This is a genomic window from Halomonas sp. AOP7-E1-9 (assembly GCF_052376035.1).
GTDB classification, from domain to species: Bacteria; Pseudomonadota; Gammaproteobacteria; order Pseudomonadales; family Halomonadaceae; genus Vreelandella; species Vreelandella citrativorans.
Genome location: NZ_JBQSVC010000055.1, coordinates 1 through 10,405 on the forward strand (window position 1 = coordinate 1; position 10,405 = coordinate 10,405).

13 protein-coding genes are annotated in these 10,405 nt (G+C 47.8%); 10 read left to right on the plus strand and 3 right to left on the minus strand.

What is annotated here, in order from left to right:
* Positions 1-459: 459 nt before the first annotated feature.
* From ACT3R4_RS17650 to ACT3R4_RS17695, 10 genes are all read left to right on the plus strand, one after another.
* Positions 460-696 (plus strand): hypothetical protein, encoded by a 237-nt coding sequence (locus ACT3R4_RS17650; RefSeq protein ID WP_442353104.1) that lies wholly within the window; start codon positions 460-462, stop codon positions 694-696.
* Complete coding sequence (locus ACT3R4_RS17655; protein ID WP_442353103.1) at positions 677-1,810, plus strand: AcrVA2 family anti-CRISPR protein; 1,134 nt, start codon at positions 677-679, stop codon at positions 1,808-1,810. Before ACT3R4_RS17650 ends, ACT3R4_RS17655 begins: the two co-directional genes overlap by 20 nt.
* A gap of 6 nt (positions 1,811-1,816) precedes the next feature.
* Positions 1,817-2,203, plus strand: a complete 387-nt coding sequence (locus tag ACT3R4_RS17660; protein ID WP_442353102.1) for a hypothetical protein — start codon at positions 1,817-1,819, stop codon at positions 2,201-2,203.
* A 10-nt stretch (positions 2,204-2,213) separates the two neighbouring features.
* Complete coding sequence (locus ACT3R4_RS17665; protein ID WP_442353101.1) at positions 2,214-2,441, plus strand: hypothetical protein; 228 nt, start codon at positions 2,214-2,216, stop codon at positions 2,439-2,441.
* Positions 2,442-2,449: 8 nt separating this feature from the next.
* The gene (locus tag ACT3R4_RS17670; RefSeq protein WP_442353100.1) at positions 2,450-2,905 is read left to right on the plus strand and encodes a hypothetical protein; all 456 of its coding nucleotides are present in this window, start codon (positions 2,450-2,452) and stop codon (positions 2,903-2,905) included.
* 11 nt (positions 2,906-2,916) lie between these two features.
* Positions 2,917-4,110, plus strand: coding sequence for a tyrosine-type recombinase/integrase (locus tag ACT3R4_RS17675; RefSeq protein WP_442353099.1), 1,194 nt, complete (start codon positions 2,917-2,919; stop codon positions 4,108-4,110).
* A complete protein-coding gene (locus ACT3R4_RS17680) occupies positions 4,103-5,791 on the plus strand; it encodes a hypothetical protein (protein WP_442353098.1) in 1,689 nt (562 codons plus the stop codon). Before ACT3R4_RS17675 ends, ACT3R4_RS17680 begins: the two co-directional genes overlap by 8 nt.
* The gene (locus ACT3R4_RS17685) at positions 5,788-7,872 is read left to right on the plus strand and encodes a site-specific integrase (protein ID WP_442353097.1); all 2,085 of its coding nucleotides are present in this window, start codon (positions 5,788-5,790) and stop codon (positions 7,870-7,872) included. Before ACT3R4_RS17680 ends, ACT3R4_RS17685 begins: the two co-directional genes overlap by 4 nt.
* The gene (locus tag ACT3R4_RS17690) at positions 7,862-8,317 is read left to right on the plus strand and encodes a hypothetical protein (protein ID WP_442353096.1); all 456 of its coding nucleotides are present in this window, start codon (positions 7,862-7,864) and stop codon (positions 8,315-8,317) included. The genes ACT3R4_RS17685 and ACT3R4_RS17690 overlap by 11 nt, the downstream gene beginning before the upstream one ends.
* 89 nt (positions 8,318-8,406) lie before the next feature.
* Entirely contained in the window at positions 8,407-8,778 is a 372-nt protein-coding gene (locus ACT3R4_RS17695) for a hypothetical protein (protein ID WP_442353095.1), read from the plus strand.
* Between the two features lie 66 nt (positions 8,779-8,844).
* Here the strand turns inward: ACT3R4_RS17695 and ACT3R4_RS17700 are convergent, their stop codons facing one another.
* The 3 genes from ACT3R4_RS17700 to ACT3R4_RS17710 are packed head-to-tail and all read right to left on the minus strand — an operon-like array spanning position 8,845 to position 10,177.
* Positions 8,845-9,120 (minus strand): type II toxin-antitoxin system RelE/ParE family toxin, encoded by a 276-nt coding sequence (locus tag ACT3R4_RS17700; RefSeq protein ID WP_442353094.1) that lies wholly within the window; start codon positions 9,118-9,120, stop codon positions 8,845-8,847.
* Positions 9,120-9,392, minus strand: a complete 273-nt coding sequence (locus tag ACT3R4_RS17705) for a CopG family ribbon-helix-helix protein (RefSeq protein ID WP_442353093.1) — start codon at positions 9,390-9,392, stop codon at positions 9,120-9,122. The genes ACT3R4_RS17700 and ACT3R4_RS17705 overlap by 1 nt, the downstream gene beginning before the upstream one ends.
* A 14-nt stretch (positions 9,393-9,406) precedes the next feature.
* Entirely contained in the window at positions 9,407-10,177 is a 771-nt protein-coding gene (locus tag ACT3R4_RS17710) for a GIN domain-containing protein (RefSeq protein WP_442353092.1), read from the minus strand.
* Positions 10,178-10,405 lie beyond the last annotated feature (228 nt).

Genomic DNA, 10,405 nt, shown 5'->3' on the forward strand with positions numbered 1-10,405 from the left:
GAAGGGTAACTATAATTCTGTTACTAATTCATTCTATACTTTACAGTAAGATTGGAAGATTCGCTGGATAGGTAGAGACTTCATATCTACAGTGCGATTTACTTAAAAATGCGAGGCTGATCAGTATGCAATCAGAAAAAAACGAGTCGGTAGCTTCAAAACATGATGAAGGAATTGGGACAGGGGGTGACAACCAAGCACAGGACGGGAGAGAGGATAAATGCTCTAACTGCTTGTCCGAATTTGACCGAGGTGTAGGCTTTGGCATAGCGATGGTTAGAGCTAAGATTTTTGATTGCAATTCTTTAGCTGAACTTGAAACTGTGCTTGAGAAAGCCGTCAGAACAGCGCGGTTTCAGAATGAGACCATAACGCTGCCACCTGAGTAATGGTGCTTTAATCATACTGAAAATACAGGTTCTTACAGGTTGCCGGGCTATACAGAAAAAGGAGCATGTGATGTTCATGAATCGCGAGCAACAAGAAGAGTACGACAATCTCAAAGCGAAAGCCGAAGCCCTTTTTCAAGCTCACGGTAGAGCTGCTGATGCTGCAAGGATGGTGGGAGTCTGTATTGATCCAGGTACAAATTGCGGAGACGACTTAGCTCCATCAAGAGAGATGCTGACGAAGCGTTGCCGCGAATTGATTGAAGCAACTGAATCTCTGGCAACACATGGTAAAAGCTTTAAATGATGAACAGGCTAAGCCACTAACTACTTTATGGGAGATTCAAGTGAAAACAGCTAGCAAGTATCATCCAGCAGCCTGGGCCGAAGTGCTTCCGCGTGACTTTGATCCAGACAGTGAGTTTCCTGAAGTCTTACCTGAAGACACAGCCTACGCAATAGGCGACTTCCAGAAACATGGGTCTAACATTTTCGACCTTGCTCCAGAGCTTGTGACGCTGTTCAAAAAAACTTCTGTCGATGACATCATCATTGAAGATATCAACCTCCCTTACGAGACATTCTATATCCATATTGGTGAAGAAGCGGGCATCGTCGTGCCAGAGTGGGAACAGGATGATGATCTGGGAATACCCATTGAAGGAGCTTACGTATCGCGATCCACCCATTCCGTACGTGGCTTAGACGAAGGCAGCCTGATAATTGATTTCGTGCCAGGATTTGCTGATGGTTGTGCTGAGCATGGTATGAGCTACAGCTTAATGTTTGAGTTTCATCAGGGCGAAGATGGGAATTACCAAACCGGTAAAAAAACGCCAATCATCGAAGCATACAAACGGCAGTTCGAAAATCCATTTTTGATCATGAGCGAAGATGAATGGCAGAGCATGCAGGCCGCTGATCCATCGCATGTCCGGCCTACCAAAACTTTGCAAAAGGTCAGGGATGATTGGCGACCTGATGAAGATCATCTGCTTTGGAGAGAGACGGCCCCAGAACTACTTAAGATAGTCATCAACGCCATTCTATTTCTAACGTCTGAGAAAGATGACGTGGTTCTTGATTACCCTGCCTACACACCAGCAAAGCTTATGGCGAAGGCCAATAAAGGGGATACCAAGGAAGCTAAACGTTCCCAAAGTAAACTCCAAAGCATGGGTTACCGGAAGGTAGCATTCGTTGGGCGAAAGACAGCAAGCGCTTATCGAAATAGCTTATCAGAGCGGAGCGTTCTCACTCACTGGCGCAGAGGGCATTGGCGCAGACAGCCCTATGGAACCAGAGGCAGTGGACTCAGAAAACTCGTGTGGATGAAACCTGTCTTGGTCAATGCGAGCGGTGATGATCTAATCCCCGGCCACGTTTACGAAACGCACTCCACCCCACAGGGAGGGAAATGAATTCCAATGAGCGACGAAGTAAGCAGAATTCTTGAAGAGCGTTGGCAGGATTACCAAGCTGCGATTGCGACCACAGTAGAAGCTCTCAAGGCTGATCCAGCGAACAGGTATGCGAGCTTGAAGGCATGGCTTTATTATATTGCGAAAATCGCAACCTTCTCCGTGACGGGAAGTGGCGTTTTATTGCTATGCATATTTCTTGGCCTACCCCAGCTTTCCCAGATTTGGGCAGACATTCCTTTAAACCTCTTTATCAGGGGTTGGAGCTTGGTCGCGCTGTTCGGAATAGTGTCGCTTCCTTTGTTGTTCTTGCCGCCAACCCGATACTGGGAGCGTCGAGCAGAACAAATTTTGAATGAGCAAAACATTCCAAATATACACCGTTTATTTTAAGAGGAAGACTATGCGCAGCCAGACTATTGAAGTGTCGGTGTCACTTACTGAGCAGGAATCGGAAGACCTCAAACGCTTCTGTGAAACAAGTGAAGACGGCCAAGGTTATGACGTTCCCTCCGAACGCATGAAGGCACTTGCGCGTCTTGGCCTAATTCGCTCGCTGGGTTTCTCACGTTATGAGTTCACCACAGTAGGTAATTCAGTTGTTAAACGGCTAATTGTTACAGAGAAGTGAAATCCAATATGACCGACCAATCGTTTGATACCACCTCTGCCAAACCATGGCTTCTTCAAACTAGGGCAGGTAAATATCGACTTACCAAAATAGAAGTATGTGCTGGTGGTAAGACGACTGCACCTAATGGTGTGGAATGGAAAAATAGCCCAGAGCGACGGTCTATTCTCCAGTGGGAAATCGACATTCGCCCAGAAGATATGGGTAAGTATGCTGTATCGAAAATAGATGATTGCGACGATGAGCGATTTTATACGCCCTTAACACCAGTTGATAAACAGTTTTGGCTTAATGGGCTGGATGATTGTGAGTATGTACACCAAAGCATTCAACTTTTCGATGATCCCAACGATGCCAAAGCAGCCATACAAACCTGGCAGAGACGCTTTGCTCGACTCTACCAGTTGGAGATTAAGGAGCAGGAAATTCAGCTCGTTTTAGTAGACGAAGAAGCCGAATCGTAGGAAATACGCCCATGAGGCTGCTGTTCACTGATGATACATTCACCCAACATGGACAGCCATTTGTTGGCATTCCTTTTCTGCTAGATCAGCACATGGAATTGGTAGAGGTCGCTAACGACTATCTCATGTACTTGGCCCTTGAGAGGGGGAAAACTCGCAGCCCAAAAACGTGGCGTAATCACGGCGAAGCGTTATATGACTACTTTTCTTGGCTTGAAGCCAATGAGCTTGATTGGTCACTCGTTCCTGGTGCTGGACATGCCAAGACGGGCATAAGCAACCTAGCCTCTTACCGAAATTGGTCGATCTCGCTGGTAGACCCAGCAACCGGTATCAGATCAATCAAACCCAGCACTATTAATCAACGGCTAACCTGCCTCATGGGATTCTATCAATGGGCGCAAAAAAGGGGTCACGTTCCGGCAGTGCCCTGGGATGCTTCACCTAAATTCGTAGCAGGCAACAGTCAAGGCTTCATGCGGCATGCTCATTCTGCAAAAAGAACAGAAGGCGATGACCTGCGCTTAAAAGTATTTCGTGAGCCGCCCAAGCTGCTTTCACTTGATCAATCAAAGCTGTTAATTCAAGCATGTCCGACGAAAACACTTCGCATGATGACAGTGTTGATGCTTCAGACGGGCCTGCGGAATGAGGAATGCAGGACGTTCCCAAGAAAATATGTGTTCGACCCAACAGGGCTTGATGTACGTAAGCGAATACGTATCGACTTAAACCCTGCAGACATGCTGCTTAAAAACTCCAAGCCCAGAACGGTTTTCGTGGGCTGGCACATTATGAGAGAGCTGTTTGATTTTCTTTCTTACGGTGAGGGAGCCCTGAGAGCGAAGATGAAACGCCTCGATATGCCCGGTAACGCCCTTCCAGCGTTCTTGAATGCACAAGGCCAGCCATTCAGCGAAAAGGGTCTCAACAATGCCTATAGGCGTTTATGGGCGGGTAAATGCCCAACCCTCCCCTTTCGAGTCACACCGCACATGCTACGACATACTTTTGCCACCTTCGAGTTATTGCATCAGTCACAGCGTATGCCAATGGGTCAGGCTTTAGCTTGGGTTCGGGATCGGCTTGGACACAGCAGCATCCAGACAACAAGCATTTACCTCCACTGCATTGATCTGATGGAGTCATCCGAGCTCAATGCTTACCAAGAAGAGTTAGATATGCTCGGGAGTTCCAATGGCTAAGCCAAGAAAGAACTATGGGGCTCCGGCTGAAAAAGTGGTTTCGATTCAGTCAGCTCCAAAGTCAGCAGGAACCTTGAGAATTGATGTTGAGAACAGGACATTCCATTTCGACAAGTGGGTGACAACACCTGGATCACCCACAGCAGGCTCAAGGCTTTTGCTAGTGAGGGAGATGCATTCGGCTATTCACGCCATGCAATTATCAGGCGTCAGCCCCTCAACCATTAAGAATTTTTGTGCGTCGGGGATGAGCTACTGGTTCAAGTACCTGGATGAAGAGTCATCAAAGGGCCGTATGGTTGTAACTCTTGATGACATCACTCCACGTACCGTTGAACGGTATACCGAATGGCTAAAACGCCAGCCCGCGAGAGGCAAAGGGCCAATCTCTGTCACGTCTGCACGAGCGATTTATAATGCGACTAAATCTGTTTTAATGAACCGCGTTCGAGCAGGTCTGCTGAGCATCGATATTTTCCCCCAGGCACCATTTCCTAACGCTGATAGAGCTTACGTTGGCCATCAAGGCTTCTCGCAAGGGGAGGTTGAACGCCTGCTATCCGCGCTTCTCAAAGACCTAGCGTTAATCCGCGCTGGCCAGCTACCAAACGGTAGCGAGGCAGCCGCAATGTCCGTTTATCTCTTGCTCATAGCGGCCCGTAGCGGTCGTAACTTAACACCCTTACTGGAGCTGGGTAGAGCGGCCATTACAGATCATCCTTTAAAGCCAGACATGGGTATTCTTCAAGTTTACAAACGTCGAGGCTTCAAGATTCACCGGCAGTCATTCAGATATCACTCTAATGATGATGATTCAACGACAGTCCCAAGCGATGTAGTAACCCTTTACAGGGAGGCTCTTTCCCGCTCAGCTCAATTCATAGATTTAGCACCAAAGGACTTACAAGATAGGGCTTGGTTGTATCGGGCCAAGGGGCGCGGAGTTACCTGTCTTAATGATGCTGACATAGCACAGCAAACCACTGCGCTAGTGTCCAGGCATCAGATCAAAAGTGATCGGAAAGGCCAGAATGGCGAACCCCTGCCACTCAAAGTAAATGTGTCGCGGCTGCGGAAAACGTTCACGATGAGAATGTGGCAATTAACGGGTGGAAACCTGTTTAAGACAGCACAACTTGCAGGGAACAGCCCTCGTATGACTGACAGCCACTACTTAGCAGTAACGCCAGACATGGAGCGGAACCATAAATTTGTTGGTCGCATACTGGAGGGCATTATGACCGGCGAGATTCACGATCAGCATTTTCGCGATGAGCTATCTGCCAAGCTGGCCATGACTCCTGAAAAGGTTGACCTTTTGCTGTCTGGCGCTTTAAACACCGGGGTTGCTAGGTGTACAGACCCCCTCAATGGAAGGTTTGCTCCCCGGAATGGTACGGCCAATTGCCAACGGTTTCTCCATTGCTTCCGATGCCCTAATCAAGTCGTCATTGAATCTGATTTATACCGGCTGTTTAGTTTCTATTGGCTTCTTATCAAAGAGCGCGGCCTGCTAGGCAAATCACGCTGGAAATCAGTTTATGCGTGGGTGATTAGAGCAATCGACAACGATATAGCGCCTCATTTCGATCCAATTATTGTTGAGCGTGAGAGACAACGCGCACTAGCTTCCCCACACCCTATGTGGCGGGATAGAACCCTTTTGGGAGGTGAAGGTTGAGCTACAATACGCTAGGTACGAAAAGACCCCCTTGTGCGACACTCCGTAAAATCGTACCCGAAGACCGTCACGATATCGCCATCACCTACGTATCCAATGCGGACGGAAAGCAACTAACTCTCTCAAAATACGAAGATCATAAGTGGGATTTTGCTCCATACATTGATAATAAGAATTATGGTACGACGTGTATCAATTTTGATTTTGATATTTCACCTGGCGTTAGCCTTATCAGCGAAACGCATCATCAACTTTTAAACGCTGTTAAATCCTTTTTATACGCTCGCTGGCTAGCGAAATCTCCACGCACTGGAAAGTATATTAAAGCAGCAACACTGAAAACAGACTGGACAAACTTAAAGGCTTTGATTCGCTGGATGAATACAGTCAATCTTATATCTTTTAGCGAACTATCACCTAAGATGTGCATGCAGTACGCACATTCTATTATCGGTGATGACAGCACTAAACAAAGGTTGAAAATTACAAGGCTAGAAGTGGTAGAGCTACTTTATTTGTTTAGGCATCAGATGGATAGCCCAATGGCTGAGCACCCTTGGCCTGAAGAGACGGTGTACACATTAGTAGGTGCAAGAAGAACTGATGGCATGTATGACGTTAAGACAGAGCTCATTCCAAAACGTATCTATGAGATTGTAGGCAAGCAAGCTCTTACGTTCATTGAGTACGAATCAGAGCGCATTTTACGAGTTTGGGAGGCCTTTCATACTGCGTATCGTGATGAAATTGAGCTTGCCGAGTACCATGTTGAAAAAAGGCTAAAAGCGGGGAGTTCTAAACGCAACCAACCCCTAGATAAAGCTATCTATGAGATCGCAAGGGTTAGAGCTGTCTCAAAAATGAAACCTAGCCTCCTGGCCAATGGTTTCAAACACCTGACGGAACTAGACACAGAAGTTAGATTTCTACGAACATGTTGTTACGTAATAATTGCGATGTTCAGCGGAATGCGTGACTCAGAAATTACCTCACTTCAAACGAACTGTTTTGAGAGTTCGACAGATATGAGCGGTGAGCTGTATTGCTGGCTGCATGGGCTCACGTACAAACTGGAAGATCAACCTAAACCTGCGAAATGGATGGTGCCAGGGGTCGTTGAAAAAGCGGTTAACGTCGCTGTTGAGATTAAAAGGCCTTTAGTCCCTTATATTGGGTTCCATCAGGCGGAAATAGCAAGCAGTAACGCTCAACTGATTAACCAAAACGATGACTCTGCGATACTGTTGAATAACCTTTTTGTTAGCTGGAAAGCTCTGGGTACACGACCAGAATTCCTGCAAAACAACTCATCTAACCTGCAACTAAAATCTCTTTCTGAAAGATTTAACCTTTTGGTTAATAATGAGGACTTATCAGAGGTCATTGACCGTAACTCAATCGTTCCAGATAAGTATTGGCCTCTAGCAACACACCAGTTCAGAAGGACGTTTGCGGTGTTTGTCGCTAGAAATGTCTTGGGCGATGTCCGCTATCTACGCCACCACTTTAAGCACTGGTCGATAGATATGACGCTGCACTACGCCAAAGACCCCTTATTCGATGACACTCTGTTTGATGCTGTCATGTCCAAAAGGGACGAATTGCAGGCAAACATTGTTGCTGGATGGCTAACGCCAGGTCATGACCTGGCTGGTGGTAGAGCCCAAGACATAGCGCGTTTTCGAGGCCGCGCTGAGATTAAAACCGCGAAAGACCCGCAATCCCTAGCCAAAGCGGTTGGAGAAGGCATCTTTATTCGTGGTACCGGTCATTCCTGGTGCCTCGCAACCACAAAAGGATGCGGTGGTGAAGGACTTTATGATGCTATCCGCTGCACCAATTGCGCGGAAGGAGTGATAGACCAGAACCACTTGATTATATGGCAACGCATCCGGGAGCAGCAGATTGAGGTGCTGTCCTGGCCTGACTTGGGAGACCCTGCCTGGGAGCGTGCAGGAAAGCATCTTAGAGAAGCCGAGCGTGTACTTTCAGAGCTAGGACATACAGTGACGTCACATCCCCTACCAGAACCTCCGTCGCGGCTATTTAGACCGCCTTTAGGAGGCGTGGATGAGCCGTGATAAAACAAAGCGTGCGATTGAGCTTGCCATTATCAGAATCAACAAGGGCCGGCCAAAAGTTGTTGCGCCTACACGCAAGCTGAGTATTGCCTCAGTTGCCGAGGAAGCTGGTATCAGCAATGCTACGATTCACAACCGCTACCCTGCTCTTGCCGATCAAATACGCCAAATAAACAACAAAACGTCTAGGGAAAAGCTGGCGGGCAAAGAGACTGCGCTTAAAGATGCTGACCTCTTGCTAAAGGAATTACGTGAGGCTGTTGCAGAACGAGAGGCCGACCTAAAAAAGCTTGCTGTAGCGAACCTGCGCTTAAGCACTGAGAATAAATCTATTCAGCAACAAAACTTATTGTTGAAGCAAGAGAATGAGGGGTTAGTGCTTAAAAATCGAAAATTATTAGCAGAGGTTAATAGGCGCGGAGGTGATGTTACAAGGATAAGATAATCGCGATGCTGTCAGTTTGAGAAATTGATGCGACAGCCATGTAAAGTTCAGAAATTGGAGCGACACACTGGGTGTGAAAGGAGGAAGGTATGGAGCCGGTGGATTATTTTTATGTAGGCGATGAGGCGTTCCAGAAAGGGAAGCGCGAGTGTGATATGCCGAGCACCCTTACTAATGATGAGCAACACTTCTGGTTAGGTGGGTTTCGAAGTGCTGCGCGCCGAGCAGAGAACCCATGCATTTCAGCGGAGGAATACCATAGGATTGCGGATTCAGCCTATAGCGCGGGTAAGAAGGACAGGGAAAATGGCACTATGCGCAACAATCCATTTGATGCTGATCGAGAGCCCGAGCAGAACGACATATGGGCATCAGTCTATTTAGATGGACATGGCAGCGGTTTCGATGATGTCGAAGTACTAGGCCATCCCAGGGAAATCATCGATGGCCAGTCATTGTGAACGGGGCAATGCGGCTATTTCTGAAACATCGCAACTATTTCTGAAATCGATAGCTGTCAATTTAGGTCAGCGGTTCTCACGGGTATGCCACATTCGCAAAATATATACTGTGGCATCCGCAATTTCGTACCGCAGCTCATATTGCCCAACAAACATTCGCCTAACATCACGCGGCTCAAACTCGTCAAGTCGCTCGCCTATGCGAGGGTTGGACGGAAGCGTAATTGGTGCTGCAGTCAGTTGCTGGACGGTTTTGGCAGCCGCTATTTGGTTTACGGCTGCCAAAAACAGATACAGCCTTTCTAAATCGGATAGCGCTTTGCTTGTCCACACCAATTCCATCAGCGAGGTACCGGCAATGGTGAGTCGGTGGTTAAGCTATCGGCCCAGGCTTGCACCGCCTGGTGATCAATGACCCGCCCCGCGTCCACATCTGCCAGCGCTTCGCGAGTCAACCGGCTGCGCTCTTCTTCCTGATCGAGCCAGTCGGCCAATGCTTGTTTAACAATCCAGTTTTTGGAACGTTCCAATCGGCCAACAGCAGCATCAACACGAGCAGCCATATCTTCAGGCACATGGGCAGTAACGGATCGCGTCTTTAAGTTGGTACCCATATCAATAACTCCTCCTACTTCTTCTTGAACTTGATATCGCCAGAACCAAAGACGTTGTGGTCGCGAGTTGCTGGGCTTCCTCGAACCACAATGTCACCTGACCCTGCCACACGTGCTTTTACGTTGTCTGTCACGAAGGCATCAATATCTCCAGAACCGGCAACCGACAGTTTAGCTGCCCTTGATACCAGCTCGCTGGCATCAACATCGCCCGAACCTGCCACTTCAGCATCCAATAGTTCAACACGTCCGAATGCCGTTATGTCGCCTGAGCCTTGCACGCTAACATCGAGCACTGGCTGATCAAGGTCATATAGCGTTACGTTGCCACTCGACTTCACCCGGATCAGTGGTGCTTCAGGCATTGTGATCCCGATTAAGCAACGGCCTTGGTCGATAGCGAAATCTCCTACTGAGCCAGGGAACCGCATTGTCTGCTTTCCACGACCGCCACTGATGTAAATATTGCCACCAGCGATGATATTGCCGTTACCAGAGACATTGATGCTGCGGCCACCACCACTGATAGAGACGCCTTCTTGCTCAATCACCAGCTTGCTTCCCTCAAATCGAGTAATGACGTTCTTGATTAAGCTTTGTTCATCACTCGCAACCACTAGCTGAGAAGAGGACTCGCGGAAGAAGACCACATCCACAGCACCCTTGACCACGATCTTGGTCACTGAGCGCATAGTACGCTCTTCCTTCAGCATTTTGGCAGCAGGCTCCCAGGCGGTCTGGCGGTAATTATCGGCTTCGTGGGTGAGGGAGCTGGCTTCATTCATTGATATGCTTTTCCAAGAGGGTGATTAACTTTCAATCATAATCAATAGCCCGAAAGCAATCAATGCGCCAGCTTACATCCGGTACGCCGCGTACCCTTAAGCTGGCCACCAAGCCCGAGCCGACCGCAGTATTTGTAACAGTATTTTTGTTACACATCATTTAGGTCAGTGATGGCAATGCTTTTGGATGATGTAACAGTTTAAAGGGTTACATTTTTCTAGGAAAAT